Source organism: Bradyrhizobium cytisi (assembly GCF_008123515.1).
Classification (GTDB): Bacteria; Pseudomonadota; Alphaproteobacteria; order Rhizobiales; family Xanthobacteraceae; genus Bradyrhizobium; species Bradyrhizobium cytisi.
Window position 1 is genome coordinate 256,441 of sequence record NZ_VSSR01000029.1, and the last position, 14,133, is coordinate 270,573.

The 14,133-nt window shown below is 63.0% G+C and carries 11 protein-coding genes and 1 pseudogene; 5 read left to right on the plus strand and 7 right to left on the minus strand.

All coding sequences use genetic code 11. The features are described from left to right. Positions 1-77: 77 nt before the first annotated feature. Positions 78-758, plus strand: coding sequence for a L,D-transpeptidase (locus tag FXB38_RS19565; protein WP_148752598.1), 681 nt, complete (start codon positions 78-80; stop codon positions 756-758). 33 nt (positions 759-791) lie between these two features. Here FXB38_RS19565 and FXB38_RS19570 read toward each other — a convergent pair whose 3' ends face one another. Continuing rightward, positions 792-1,877 (minus strand): extensin family protein, encoded by a 1,086-nt coding sequence (locus tag FXB38_RS19570; RefSeq protein ID WP_148752599.1) that lies wholly within the window; start codon positions 1,875-1,877, stop codon positions 792-794. Positions 1,878-1,942: 65 nt separating this feature from the next. On the opposite strand from FXB38_RS19570, the gene FXB38_RS19575 reads away from it, so the two are divergent. Together FXB38_RS19575 and FXB38_RS19580 are read left to right on the plus strand one after the other, a co-directional pair. Next, on the plus strand, positions 1,943-3,571 hold the full coding sequence (locus FXB38_RS19575) for a fatty-acid--CoA ligase (protein ID WP_148752600.1): 1,629 nt from the start codon (positions 1,943-1,945) through the stop codon (positions 3,569-3,571). Between the two features lie 203 nt (positions 3,572-3,774). After that, positions 3,775-4,629 (plus strand): DUF1499 domain-containing protein, encoded by an 855-nt coding sequence (locus FXB38_RS19580; RefSeq protein ID WP_148752601.1) that lies wholly within the window; start codon positions 3,775-3,777, stop codon positions 4,627-4,629. 74 nt (positions 4,630-4,703) lie between these two features. On the opposite strand, the gene FXB38_RS19585 is transcribed toward FXB38_RS19580, so the two are convergent. The 4 genes from FXB38_RS19585 to FXB38_RS19600 form a co-directional block, all read right to left on the minus strand. Further along, positions 4,704-5,621, minus strand: a complete 918-nt coding sequence (locus FXB38_RS19585) for an MBL fold metallo-hydrolase (RefSeq protein ID WP_148752602.1) — start codon at positions 5,619-5,621, stop codon at positions 4,704-4,706. Between the two features lie 164 nt (positions 5,622-5,785). After that, a complete protein-coding gene (locus tag FXB38_RS19590) occupies positions 5,786-7,000 on the minus strand; it encodes an acyl-CoA dehydrogenase (RefSeq protein ID WP_148752603.1) in 1,215 nt (404 codons plus the stop codon). Positions 7,001-7,139: 139 nt separating this feature from the next. Further along, positions 7,140-8,216 carry a 3,4-dihydroxy-2-butanone-4-phosphate synthase gene (gene ribB, locus FXB38_RS19595; RefSeq protein WP_148752604.1) on the minus strand — a complete coding sequence of 359 codons (1,077 nt, stop codon included), beginning with the start codon at positions 8,214-8,216 and terminating at the stop codon, positions 7,140-7,142. Between the two features lie 181 nt (positions 8,217-8,397). Then, on the minus strand, positions 8,398-10,128 hold the full coding sequence (locus FXB38_RS19600; protein ID WP_148752605.1) for a cation:proton antiporter: 1,731 nt from the start codon (positions 10,126-10,128) through the stop codon (positions 8,398-8,400). 67 nt (positions 10,129-10,195) lie between these two features. Here FXB38_RS19600 and FXB38_RS19605 point away from each other — a divergent pair, with 67 nt between their 5' ends. Both FXB38_RS19605 and FXB38_RS19610 read left to right on the plus strand, forming a co-directional pair. After that, positions 10,196-10,723, plus strand: coding sequence for a DUF3124 domain-containing protein (locus FXB38_RS19605; RefSeq protein ID WP_187434997.1), 528 nt, complete (start codon positions 10,196-10,198; stop codon positions 10,721-10,723). A 251-nt stretch (positions 10,724-10,974) separates the two neighbouring features. After that, on the plus strand, positions 10,975-12,207 hold the full coding sequence (locus FXB38_RS19610; RefSeq protein ID WP_148752607.1) for an aminotransferase-like domain-containing protein: 1,233 nt from the start codon (positions 10,975-10,977) through the stop codon (positions 12,205-12,207). A gap of 142 nt (positions 12,208-12,349) precedes the next feature. Here FXB38_RS19610 and FXB38_RS19615 read toward each other — a convergent pair. Beyond that, a pseudogene (locus FXB38_RS19615) lies at positions 12,350-12,655 on the minus strand (aldo/keto reductase); the annotation flags it as partial. 123 nt (positions 12,656-12,778) lie between these two features. After that, a complete protein-coding gene (locus FXB38_RS19620) occupies positions 12,779-13,885 on the minus strand; it encodes a hypothetical protein (RefSeq protein ID WP_148752608.1) in 1,107 nt (368 codons plus the stop codon). Between the last annotated feature and the right edge of the window lie 248 nt (positions 13,886-14,133).

Below are 14,133 nucleotides of genomic sequence, written 5' to 3' on the forward strand. Positions count from 1 at the left end.
TAATGAAATCAACGGAGTCGAAGGCCCTGGGTACTACGCTCAGGACCTGCGCGGTATTGTTCGATTGGAACCAAACCATGTCGTCGCTGAGAGTTATGTTGGGAATTTTGGCTGCCGGCTTCATGCTATCGGGCTGCATGCAGGCCACGCATTTCGAAGCCACCAACACCCAGAATTTCAAGCCGAAGGACAAGGAGCTCCTTGCCAAGATCCGGTACGAGAATACGCCGGTGGCAGAGCCGTTCCGTCGCGCCATCGTCGACTATCACCGCAAGGAGTCCCCGGGCTCGATCGTGGTCGATTCCGACAACCATTACCTCTATTACGTGATGGATGGCGGCAAGGCGATCCGCTACGGCATCACCGTCGGCGAAGAGGCCATGGCCTGGTCCGGCATCGCCAAGGTCGGCAGCATGACGGAATGGCCGGCCTGGCACCCGACGCCCGGCGAGATCTCGCGTCTTGGCGTACCGACCTTCGTCGCTCCGGGCCCGGACAATCCGATGGGCTCGCGCGCCATGTACCTCTACTCGGGTGGCAAGGACACGCTGTTCCGCATTCACGGCACCAACCAGCCTGAATATATCGGCGCCTCCATCTCGTCGGGCTGTATCCGCCTGACCAACGAGGACGCAATCGACCTCTACAGCCGCGTCAAGATCGGCACCATCGTCGTGGTGCTCGAGCCGAAGCACGGCGACTCGCCGTACAACTCGCGGCTCGCATTGCAGGGCGGCGGTTATCAGACCAGCAACTAATTGTGATCTGAAGGTTTTTGAAAAGCGCCGGTTTTACCGGCGCTTTTTTGTTCGCGGCTTGCTCTTGCCGGAGTCGGCTGCCGGCTTGTCCGGCGGCGCGGCAGGTTTCGCGCTCTCCTGATCGTCAGCCTCATCCTTGACGCCATCCTTGGTACCCTCAGACTTGGCCGCGACTTCGCGTGGCGGAGCCTCCTCGGGGCGCTCGGCGGGCAGCTGGGGCGCGACCTGGGGCAAGGGGTCCCAGACGTTCCACTGGCAGATCCGGTAGTCGTTGCGCCGCTGCGCGAGATCGAGGTGGATGTGGTCCTCGTGGTACCAGTCCGAGCCCGGGCCGAGCACCGTGGAAAAGCGCGAGCAGACCGAATGCAGCACGCGCTCGCGCACGTCGCGCGACAGCGTGCGGTCGGTCAGGCCGATCGACTGGCCGTTGGCAAGCTTGAGCGAGCGCACGTCGAGCGCGTTGGCCTTGCCGTGCTCGGACAGCATAGCGCCGACGATGCGGTTGCGACCGCGGCACTCAAAACTGTCGAAATTGTCGAGGTCGGTGATGGTCGAGCCGAGGCTCGCGGCCAGCGGCACCATGTCGGCGCGGACCCAATCGGCGATCGCTGATGCCATGGTGCAGCGGAGGATTGCCGCCGGCTTGACTGCGATCTTGCGCCTGTCCGGCAGCACGATCGCTTCCAGCCGCACCAGATCCTCGCCGCCGCAGGCGCCGGGGCCATGGATATCGGGAATGGACGGCGCGACCGCGATCTCCTCGGTCAGCGCAATACGGCAGGCCGAGAGCTGCTTCTCGGGTGGCGGCGCGGCCTCGGCCGGTTTGGTGGGTTTATCCGGGGAAGGCTTGCCGTCGGCCTCCGGCGCGGCCTCGTCCGTCGCTTTGGGTGCCTCCGCGGGACGAGGCTTTGGTAGCGGTATCTTGGCGGAATGGACGCTCCGGCGCGGCCGAGGTGTACCAAAACCAAAGATATCGAGCGGCGCAGCATAGTTTCGCGCCTCCGCCCGATCCGCGAGCACAAGCGTTAGCCCGAGCGCGGCGGTAACCATTGCCGCGCGGGCGGACATATTGCCGCGACAAGACCATTTGCGGCGAAAGTCCGGCAGGCTAAAACTCATGACAATTCTTTGGCCCTGCGCTGAGAGCGAAAACGCGCCCAGCGACTTCTCGGAGGAACGCCTGAATGCTCGGCTTGATGCAAGATTGGCCCCTGCTCTGCCACCGGATCATCGAACACGCCGCCAGGATTCATGGCAAGCAGGAGGTCGTAACGCGATCGGTCGAGGGACCGATCCATCGCACCACCTACGCCGAAATCCACAAGCGCGCGCTCAAGGTCTCGCAGGTGCTGGAGCGCGACGGCATCAAGCTCGGCGACCGCGTCGCCACGATCGCCTGGAACACCTGGCGCCACCTCGAGGTCTGGTACGGCATCATGGGCATCGGCGCCATCTGCCATACCGTCAATCCCCGGCTTTTCCCCGAGCAGATCGCCTGGATCATCAACCATGCGCAGGATCGCATCGTGATGGTCGACCTCACCTTTGTGCCGGTCGTCGAGAAGCTCGCCGACAAGCTGCCGAGCGTCGAGCGCTACGTTATCCTCACCGACAAGGCGCATATGCCGCAGACCACGTTGAAGAACGTCGTGGCCTACGAGGACTGGATCGCCGAGGCCGACGGCAAATTCAAATGGAAGGACTTTGACGAGAACACGGCGGCCGCAATGTGTTACACGTCTGGCACGACCGGCGATCCGAAGGGCGTGCTGTATTCGCATCGTTCCAACGTGCTGCACGCGCTGATGGCCAACAATGTCGACGCGCTCGGCACCAGTGCCTCTGAGACGATGCTGCCGGTGGTTCCGCTGTTCCATGCCAACAGCTGGGGCATCGCCTTCTCCGCACCCTCGCAGGGCACCAAGCTGGTGATGCCCGGGCCCAAGCTCGACGGCGCCTCGGTCTACGAGCTGCTCTCCACCGAGAAGGTGACGCACACCGCCGGCGTGCCGACGGTGTGGCTGATGCTGCTCCAGCACATGACCGCCAATAATCTGAAGCTGCCGGACCTGAAGATGGTGATCTGCGGCGGCTCGGCGATGCCGCGCTCGATGATCAAGGCCTTCCTCGACATGGGCTCGAACGTCCGTCACGCCTGGGGCATGACCGAGATGAGCCCGATCGGCAGCGTCTCGGCGCTGAAGCCACCGTTCCACAACGCGATCGGCGATGCGCGGCTCGACGTGCTTCAGATGCAGGGCTATGCGCCCTTCGCGGTCGAAATGAAGATCACCGATGATGCCGGCAAGGAACTGCCTTGGGACGGCAAGACCTTTGGCCGCCTCAAAGTCTCGGGCCCGGCGGTGGCCAAGGCCTACTTCCGTCTCGATGCCAACATCCTCGACGAGGAAGGCTTCTTCGACACCGGCGACGTCGCGACCATCGACGAGGGCGGCTATATGCGGATCACCGACCGTTCCAAGGACGTGATCAAGTCCGGCGGCGAGTGGATCTCCTCGATCGACCTCGAGAACCTCGCGGTCGGCCACCCGGCCGTGGCGGAGGCTGCGGTGATCGGCGTCTTCCACCCCAAATGGGACGAGCGGCCGCTGCTGATCGTGCAGCTCAAGCAGGGCCAGCAGGCCACGCGTGACGACATCCTGAAGTACATGGACGGCAAGATCGCCAAATGGTGGATGCCGGACGACGTCGCGTTCGTCGACGGCATCCCGCATACCGCGACCGGCAAGATCCTGAAGACCGCGCTGCGCGACCAGTTCAAGGACTATCGCTTCCCGAACGCGGCGGCGTAAATCGCGATCACCGTCATGCCCGGGCTTTTCCCCGGGCGTCGACGTCCAGGCGGCAAGAAAGGCGTGGATGGTCGGGTCAAGCCCGGGCACGACCATGCAAGAGCCTGCGGAACTCTTGAATTTGCCACCGGGCCGTGGTCTCAACGGCTCGACGTCGCGCCAAATCGGCCGGCAAGCCCCAAGACCCCGGCAGAGCTCACCCGATGGCCCGCAGGTTTTCCGCTCCCTATCAGTCGGAGCCCGTGTCCAGCCTCGCGAGCTGGGCGCGCAATCTGGCCGTGTTCGCGGTGGTGACGGTGGTGGTGTCGACCATCATCGTCCGTTTCGACTTCCTGGAGATGAAGCCGGCGCTGGCCACGTTCTTCGGCGGCCTCGCGATTGCCGGGCTTTCCATCCTGTTCGGCCTCGCCGGCTTTGCCGCGATCTGGCAGAACGGCTCGCGCGGCATGGCGCGCATCCTGCTCGCCTTCCTGATCGACGGGGCGATCCTCGCCTATCCCGCGTATCAAGCTCTGCTGTACCGCAAGCTGCCGCCGATCCACGACATCACCACCGACCCGATCGACCCGCCGCGCTTCGACGCGCTGTCGCGCCTGCGCACCGGCGATGGCACCAACACCGCCGTTTATGCCGGTCTCTATTCGGCCGAGCAGCAGCGCCAGTTCTATCCCGACATCGAGCCGATCGAGCTCGAGATCCCCGTTGACCGCGCCTATGCGATCGCGCGCCAGCTCGTCATCAAGCGCAAATGGACCGTCATCGACGAACGCGAGCCGCAGCCACCGCGCCGCATGGGCCGCATCGAGGCGGTGGCGCGCACGCCGATCATGGGCTTTCGCGAGGACGTCTCGATCAGGGTCGTGCCTGACGGCGACGATTCACGCGTCGATATCCGCTCCGCCTCGCGCTATTTCGAGAGCGATCTCGGCAGCAACGCCGCGCGCGTGACGAAATTCATCGACGACCTCAACACCGCAGCCGACGCCGACGCGCTGAAGCCGGTGAAGAAGACCCCGGTCGCGCCGCCGAAGGCGCCGGCGAAGACGGTGAAGAAGTGAGATCGGCGAATGGGGAGTAGCGAATAGCGAATGGGACGGCTGCCTATTTGCTACTCGCCATTCGCTATTCGCCCTTAGGCCATCCGATACGTCCCGCCGATCACGGGATCGCCGTCCGTCGCGACAATGCCGCGTGCGACGAGGTCCTCCAGATGCGCCAGCACGGAATAGCCGGCGGCCGTCGTCAGCCGCGGATCGATGCCGATATAGATCGCGCGCACCATGGTCGGGATATCCGTCTCGCCCTTGGCGAGGCGGTGCAGGATCGAGGCCTCGCGCGCCTTGCGGTGGCGGATCAGGAAACGCACGTAGCGCTGGCCCTCCGGGATCTCCGGACCGTGGCCGGAGAAATACAGATCCTCCTCGCGCGCAGCGAGCCGGTCGAGCGACGCCATGTAGTCGATCATCGAGCCGTCGGGCGGGGCCACGATCGAAGTCGACCAGCCCATGACGTGATCGCCGACGAAGTTGAACTTTCGCTCGGGCCAGGCGAAGGCGAGATGGTTGGCAGTATGGCCGGGCGTCGCCACTGCCTCGAGCCGCCAGCCGGCGCCTTCGACGACGTCACCATGGGCGATCCTGATATCGGGGACAAAGTCGCGATCGGAGCCGGATTCCGGATTGTGCTTCTCGCTCTCGAAGCGCGGGCGCGAGGCGCGGTGCGGGCCCTCGGCATAAACCGGCGCGCCGGTTGCCTGCTTGACGCGCGGTGTATTGGGCGAGTGGTCGCGGTGGGTGTGGGTGACGAAGATATGGCTCACCGTCTCGCCGCGCACGGCGTCGAGCAGCGCAGCCGCATGAGCCTCATCGTCGGGACCGGGATCAATGATCGCGACGTTGCCGGTGCCTACGATGTAGCTGACGGTACCGGTGAAGGTGAACGGGCTCGGATTGTTACAGAGCACCCGCCGCACGCCGGGGCGGACTTCCTCGACGACACCGGCTTTAAGCGGAAAGTCGCGGTTGAACGGAACATCGTCGTTGTCGGACATGGCACTTCCTGTACGTACCCCATACTCTCGTCATACCCCGCGAAAGCGGGGTATCCAGTACGCCGCGGCGCCCGAGGCGAAGGCGAGGTCCCTGGGATACTGGAGCGTCCGCTATCGCGAACGATGACAGCGGAGCAAGGCAACCACCACGGAATACAGGGCGCTTAGAAAAACGCCTGAATGCCCGTGATCGCGCGACCCAGGATCAGGGCGTGCACGTCGTGGGTGCCCTCGTAGGTGTTGACCGTCTCGAGGTTATGGACATGACGCATCACGTGGTATTCGGCCGAGATACCGTTGCCGCCGTGCATGTCGCGGGCGACGCGGGCGATGTCGAGGGCCTTGCCGCAATTGTTGCGCTTCATGATCGAGATCATCTCGGGCGCGAACTTGCCCTCGTCCATCAGGCGACCGACTCGCAACGAGCCCTGGAGGCCGAGCGCGATCTCGGTTTCCATGTCGGCGAGCTTCTTCTGCACCAGCTGGGTCGCGGCGAGCGGCTTGCCGAACTGCTTGCGGTCGAGCGTGTACTGGCGGGCGCGATGCATGCAGTCCTCCGCGGCGCCGAGCGCGCCCCAGGAGATGCCGTAGCGGGCACGGTTGAGGCAGCCGAACGGACCCTTCAGGCCGGAGACGTTGGGCAGCAGCGCGCTTTCCGGCACCACGACGCCGTCCATCACGACCTCGCCTGTGATGGAAGCGCGCAAGCTGAGCTTGCTTCCGATCTTCGGCGCAGAGAGGCCCTTCATGCCCTTCTCCAGCACGAAGCCGCGGATTTGGTTGTCGTGCTCGGCCGATTTGGCCCAGATCACGAACACGTCGGCGATCGGCGCGTTCGAAATCCACATCTTGCTGCCGGTCAGGCGATAGCCGTCGGAGACCTTCTCGGCGCGGGTCTTCATGCCGCCGGGGTCGGAGCCGGCATCGGGCTCGGTCAGGCCGAAGCAGCCGACCCACTCGCCGCTGGCGAGCTTCGGGAGGTACTTCTTGCGCTGGTTCTCGTCGCCATAGGCGTAGATCGGGTACATCACCAGGGAGGACTGCACCGAATTCATCGAACGATAGCCGGAATCGACCCGCTCGATCTCGCGCGCGACGAGGCCATAAGCCACGTAGCTCGCGTTGGCGCAGCCATATTCCTCCGGCAGCGTGATGCCGATCAGGCCGAGCTCGCCCATCTCGTTGAAGATCTCGCGGTCGGTCGTCTCTTCGAGATAGGCCTTGGTGATGCGCGGCAGCAGCTTGTCCTGGGCGTAGGCACGCGCCGTGTCACGCACCATGCGCTCGTCTTCGGTCAGCTGCTCATCGAGCAGGAACGGATCGTCCCACTGGAAGGAAGCCGCAGCCGGCTTGTCCTTGGTCTGAGGGCGCACGCTCATGAGACGTCCTTTCGGTCTGGTTCCGTCTAAAAATTGCCGGACAAACTAGTGCGCCGCGGCAACAAGTGCAATTGCGTTGCAGAAATACGGGTCTGCGTGAATCCCGGGGATGCGTGTCGCGCCTGTCGGAATGACAGCGCTAGCTTTCAAGCTGCTCGTTGGCGACGATCTCGATGCCGAAGCCCGAGAGGCCCTTGTAGTCATGCACCGACGAGGTGAGATGACGGATCGAGGTGACGCCGAGATCGCGCAGGATCTGCGCTCCGACGCCGACTTCGCGCCACTGGCGGTTGCGATCGGCCTCAGTCGCGCTCTCATCGGGTAGCGGGGCCACTGGGACACCGGCCGCGCCGTCGCGCAGATAAACCAGCACGCCGCGGCCGGACTTCTTGAAGTGCTCGAGCACGGCCGCCATGCGCTTGTGGCCGGTAAAGGTGTCCTTGACGATGTTCGGCTTGTGAAAGCGCGTCAGCACGTTCTTGCCATCGCCGACGCCATTGTAGACGAAGGCGACATGGGCGATGGAATCGAACGGCGAGCGGTAGGCATAGCCCTGGAGCGGCCCAATCGGGCTTTCGGTGGTGAAGGTCGAGACCCGTTCGATCAGCTTTTCGCGCGCCTGGCGATAGGCGATCATGTCGGCAATGGTGACGTGCTTGAGCTTATGCTTAGCGGCGAACTGGGCGACCTGTTCGCCCTTCATCACGCTGCCGTCGTCGTTCATCAATTCGCTGATGACGCCGACCGGCGGCAGGCCCGAGAGCTTGCAGAGATCGACCGCGGCCTCGGTATGGCCGGAGCGCAGCAGCACGCCACCATCCTTGGCGATCAGCGGGAAGATGTGGCCCGGACGGGCGAAGTCGTTGGCTCCGGCATTGGGATTGGACAGCGCACGACAGCAAGAGGCGCGCTCCTCGGCCGAGATGCCGGTGCCGCCGTCGGGCTTGTAGTCGATCGAGACCGTGAAGGCTGTGGTGTGGGCGGAATCGTTGTGGGCCACCATCGGATCGAGCCGCAGCCGCCGCGCGTCCTCGGTGGTGATCGGCGCGCAGACGATGCCGGAGGTGTGGCGGATGATGAAGGCCATCTTTTCCGCTGTGCAGAACGAGGCGGCGACGATCAGATCGCCCTCGCCCTCGCGATCCTCGTCGTCGGTCACGACGACGAGCTCGCCCCGGGCAAAGGCCTGCAAAACTTCCTGAACGGTATCGGGCATGTCCCAATCTCTATCGGTTATGGGCCGGAGGCTTAGCCGGACGCCTTAGCTGGACTTGGGCCCCAGCGCTAGTGTCCCGGACGCAACCGCATATGTCCGGAGGCCAGCCTGCTAACGAGGCTTGCACCGAAGATACCAGGGATATAGGCGCCGGCAGCCCGGGCGGAAGGCGGCCAGGCCGTCAGGGTAGCACTTCGCGCCGCTCGCCGAGCCGAGCATCGAGCTCGGCGCGCTTGTCGGCCAACAGGCCGGCCTGGGCCGCCTCAATCACCGTAAACAATTCATGAGCGTCGCTGAGCCGGGTCACGGTGACATAGCTGGCGCCAGCCGCATAGAGCTCGCCGACGTCGGACAGGAGATCGGCGGTGGCGACGATCAGGGCCTTGGGGTTGAGGGTGCGGACGTGGCGAACCAGCTTCTCGTTGCTGGCGCCCTTCAGCAGCGCGTCCGGCACGCTGAGGATAATCATCTCGGACTTGCCGATCCCGGCATGGAGCAGCGTGTCGGCGCTGCTGATGTCGCCATAGATCACGTGCAGGCCGCGCGAAAGCAGGGTCTGGTACACATTGGGGTTGAAGTCGATCACCGTGATCTGCTCCAGCAGCACCGGCGCCTGCCGTTCGATCTCGGCCAGCAGGGCGCTCGCGCTGCGGAAAAAGCCGAGAATGACGATGCGGCGCGCCTCGCCGTGGCCGCCTTCGCCCGCCTCCTCGGCGTGGCCGTTGCCGTGGTCGAGGTCGCGCAAGCCGATCCGCTTGAGCGGGCCGATGGCCCAGCGGGTGATCTCGTCGCTGCGGGTCATGACGAAGGTCGAGAGCACGGCCAGCACCACGAAGGCGAACGAGGCCGCATTCGCCGTCTCGGCTGCGATGTGATTGTCGCCGACGCCAGTCTGGATCACCACCAGCGAGAACTCGGAGATCTGCGCCAGATTGATCGCGGGCAGCAGGCTCGCGCGCAGACCCTGCTTCAGCAGATAGAGCGGCGTGAAGGTGGTGACGAGGCGGCTCACCACCGTGAACGCGGCAATCATCAAGGCCAGCCCGATCACCGAGAGGCCGGGCACGGGAATGGTCATGCCCAGCGCCACGAAGAACAGCGTGATGAAGAAGTCGCGGAGCGTCGTGACCTTGGCCGTGACGTCGAGCGCGTAAGGAAAGGTCGAGAGCGAGACGCCGGCGATCAGCGCGCCCATCTCGCGCGAGAGCGAGAGCTGCTCGGCGGTCTCGGCGACGAGAAAGCACCAGGCCAGCGCCCCGAGCAGGATCAGCTCGGGCCGGCGGGCGATCTGGTGGAACAGGCGCGGCAGCACATAGCGGCTGACCAGCAGCGCGGCGGCGACCAGCACTGCGACGCGACCGATCGACAGCAGGATGACGCCGACTTGCAGGTTTGCGAGACTCGGCTGCACCGCCAGGAACAGGATGGCAAAGATGTCCTGAAGCACCAGCACGCCAAGCGTGATGCGACCGGGCAAGGTGTCGAGCTCCCGCTTCTCGTAGAGCACCTTGACGATGATGACGGTTGAGGAGAGTGCGCAGGCAATGCAGAGATAGAGCGCGTCGAAATGGCCGCCGCCGAGCGAGAGCCCGATGCCGGCAAAGAACAGGATGCCGAGCAGGCAGCCGCCGATCAGCTGGCCGCCGGCCGCGAACAGGATCACCTTGCCCGCCCGCACGATCTTCTTCAGGTCGATCTCGAGCCCGATCATGAACAGCATGAAGATCAGGCCGAGCTCGGAGATGACGCCGATCGATTCCTGCGACTTGACCCAGCCGGCACCGAATGGACCTATGCAGAAGCCGGCGATAAGGTAAGCCAGGATCAGCGGTTGCCGGGAAAAATGGGCGAGCAGGCCCAGCATCCAGGCAAACAGGATACAGAGAGTGATGTCGCGAATGAGCTCGTGCATGCCAGATCGGTCCGTTTTGTCGCACCCTAGAGACCGGCTGCAGCGCGGCAAGCGAGCAATTCGTCACATGCGGGCCAGCCTTGCCACTGCAATGCTGCTATGCCCCCTCGCCTTCGCCGAGCCGGCGGCCGCGCAGCCCAAAGTGAACCTCGAACAGGCCTTCGCCGATTCGCTCACGGCGCTGCCAAAGGAGGAGCTGGCGGTCTCCGGCGGCTTCTACGTGCCGGCCTATTCCAGCGTGGCGATGAGCCAGGGCAAGCTGCGGGTCGATTTCTCGGTGACGCTGAGCGTCCACAACGCCTCCGAGACGCAAGCGCTGGTGGTCCGGCGCATCGCCTATTTCGACACCGCAGGAAAACAGGTCGAGAGCTATCTGAAGGCGCCGGTCGCCGTGAAGCCGCTCGCCACCGTCTCGATCTTCATTCCGACCGACGATGTGCGCGGCGGGACCGGGGCCAATTTCATCGTCGACTGGGCCGCCACGGGCGAAATCGCCGAGCCGGTGGTCGAGGCCTTGATGGTTGGCGGCGTCGCCAATGCGCATTACGCTTTCATCAGCCAGGGCCGCCCGACCCGGACGGCCGGCAAGAAGTGAAGCTCGCATCGAGGGCGGCTACGGCCGCCGCTTCGAGTGAGTGCTGCAGATCGAAAAGTTCGAAAACAACCCCATGCACAGTAGCCGGATCTGCAAAATCAGTGGCTTATTGGTTCGCGCGACACGGATACGGATTTTACGAATTTCGTTTGACGCGTCGGGCAAAACACTGGCATGATGCCATCATCGAAATCGCGGCGCCCGGTCGGCACCAGGCCAGCCGCCCAATAAAAATAACGAGGAACGCTCCCATGACGTCCAGCTTCGATTTCGCGCCCCTGTTCCCCGCAGGGCTGCCGGCGCCCTCTGCGCGCTGGACGGGCCTCGCCAAATACAGCTTTGTCGGCGGCAACAACGATTCCGAGCAGCTGCCGCTCGACGAGCTGATCGAGGCTGCCAATCAGACCCTGCGACGCGAAGGCCGGTCGCTCGCGACTTACGGGCTGGCGCACGGCCCGCAGGGTTACTTGCCCCTGCGCGAATTCCTGGTGACAAAGCTGAAGCGCGATGCCGGCATCAGCTGCACGGTCGACGATCTCATGATCGTCTCCGGCTCGCTCCAGGCGCTCGACCTCGTCAACAACACACTGCTGGCACGCGGCGACACCGTGATTGTCGAGCAGGAAACGTATCAGGGTGCGCTGAACCGCCTGACGCGGCTGGGCGTCAACACCATCGGCATTCCGCTCGACGACGACGGAATGCGCATGGACGCGCTGGCCTCGACGCTGGCCGACCTCAGGGGTCGCGGCATCCGGCCGAAATACATCTACACCATTCCGACCGTGCAGAATCCGACCGGCAGCATCATGCCGGAGACGCGCCGCATCGAGTTGCTGCGGTTGTCGACCGAATATGGCGTGCCTGTCTTCGAGGACGATTGCTATGCCGACCTGGTCTGGTCGGGCCAACGGCCGCCCGCGATCCACGCCTTGAGCAAAAATGGCGGCGTGATCCATATCGGCTCGTTCTCGAAGTCGATCGCGCCGGCATTGCGCGTCGGCTTCATTGTGGCGCCCTGGGATGTGATGTCGCGGATGCTGGCGCTGAAGACCGACGCCGGCTCCGGCGCGCTGGAGCAGATGGTGCTCGCCACCTATTGCCGACCGCATTTTTCGACCCATGTGCCGGCACTGACGAAAGCGCTGCGCACCAAGCTCGACACGCTGATGGAAGCGCTCAACGAACAGTTCGGGACAGCCGCCGAATTCGAAGAGCCTAAGGGCGGCATCTTCCTGTGGGTGAAGCTGCCCGACCAGGTCGATACGCTCAAGCTCTCACAGGCTGCGCTTGCCGCCGGTGTCTCGATCAATCCGGGGCCGGAATGGTCGACCAACAAGAGTCACTCAGGCTCACGCCTGCGGCTGTGCTTCGCGAGCCCTTCGCATCAGCAGATCCGCGAGGGCGTCGCCGTGCTGGCCGAAGTCTGCCACAAGGAGTTTGGCGTGCCGGCCCGCAGCGCCAATGTGGAGAAACGCGCCTGAAAGATTCGCTCAGACCGCCAGGCAAGACCGGCGCGCCGACGCCTCCACAACAGCGCTGCGATTAACGATCGTTCTGATCCTGAATATCCATTCAGAAATCTCTGCGTTCGAAAACCTAGCTTCGAAAACCTCGCCGATAAAACTAATCCCAAGCCGGTGCGAAGCCCGGATTGACGCAACGGCCGTCCTTCGGCAGCGCTGCGATCTTCTTGCGGTCGGCATCATCCAGCTTGATCTTCAGCGCGTCCAGATTGGCCTGCTGGCTCTCGCGGCGCGATGCCTTCGGGATCGCGGCGACACCATCCTGGTCGAGCAGCCATTTCAGCGCCACTTGCGCCGCGCTCGCGTTGTGTTTCGCACCGATCTCGGCGAGCACCGGGTCGGATGCAACGCGCCCCTGCGCGAGCGGGCAATAGGCGACCAGCGGGATCGACCTGGCGTCGAGATAGCACGCGTAGATGGGTTGAGCCCTTGCGAAACCCATCATGCTTCGTCAGCGGCGAACGGATTGACGGATTTCGGTGGCGCTCTACCCATCCTACGGCTTTGCTGATGGGCTAGAAGCGGAAAGTCAGCGGCACACTTCTGCCGTTAGCCTCATTTTTGGCTGGCAACTGCGAGGTCCAACGTTACTTCTTCCGGACTTTTCAGCCGCATGGCGTTGTTCGAATCTGAAATTGAACGCGTTTCCGAGATAGCCCATCAAGTCACTATCGCTGTCCGTGAATTTTGGATCGCGGACGCGCATCTTGTTATCCGCGCTGGACTTGGGGGACGCAGAGATCGCGTAAACCATCCCGCGCGTGCAATTGAATGAGCCGATGCTATCAGACTCGGGACCATCGCGGCAGAATAGGTCCGACTGGATATTCCAGTGCAAAACAGCTATCGACCATTTTCCGTCGCGACAAGCGAAGCGGATGACCTTGCCGTCCGGCGAATAGTACGTTCCCTCCTTCGGGCATGCATTCGCCGCCCGATCTTCCGAGAGATTTGTGACGTCATCGGACAGAAATGTGTTCCCTATCAACAACGAGACCGATCGTGGCCCAGAGATCGGGACTTCTTCGGCACCCGGGCCAACTTCATTGATTTCCTTCTCGAAATGTGCGCGGTCCAATTCGATCGGTTTGCTTCGAATAACATTATCGAATAGCGGGAAATCCGTCCGATTGCCTTTGACAATGTCATAGGCAAAATGATCGAACCAAAGATAGATACCGAGCTTGTCACCCTTTTTTGCGCGACCTAGCGAGAGCGGCGACTTCATAATCTTCGGACGCTCACCGCATGACCCAATTTCAAGGCATACTTGATCGTTTTGGAGGCCCCATGATTTAACATCGCAACCCGCCTCCTTGGCCACCCCACATTCGTACATAGTCTTATCGTTCACGAAGTAGTAAATCTTCTCGTTGATTTCGATGCCATTTCTTTTGTCGATTGGGCCTGAGTTTTGTACCAGCACGGAATTGCCGACCAGAAGATGGACAGCATCCTCACCGAACAACTCGACGTATCCGACCCTCCTCAGTTCTGCACTCCTATTCCAGGAAGATTGCTGCCGAGCGGCTGCTGTGCAGATCACCGTGGTGAGCAACGAAAGCGCCAGCGCCCAGCAACAGAAACAGGCCGCTGCAGCGAGCCAACGACCGATCTTCGTTCTTATGATCGACACCAATAGCACTCCACCAGCCTAGACACGCCTTCTCAAGGACTGTCGTTCTACACCAGATTGAGTAATTCAGGTTTATCAACCAGTCACGTTGAAAATTGCACGAATTTTAGCAATGCAAGAAGGTTTGCTTCGGGTCAAAAGCGATCGATGCAGACCGAGCGGGGCGACTTCCGCTTGGCCTCGGAGACTGACGTTTATGAGTACAAGCCCTAGTCATCTGGAACCCAAGCTGTCTCTTATACACATCT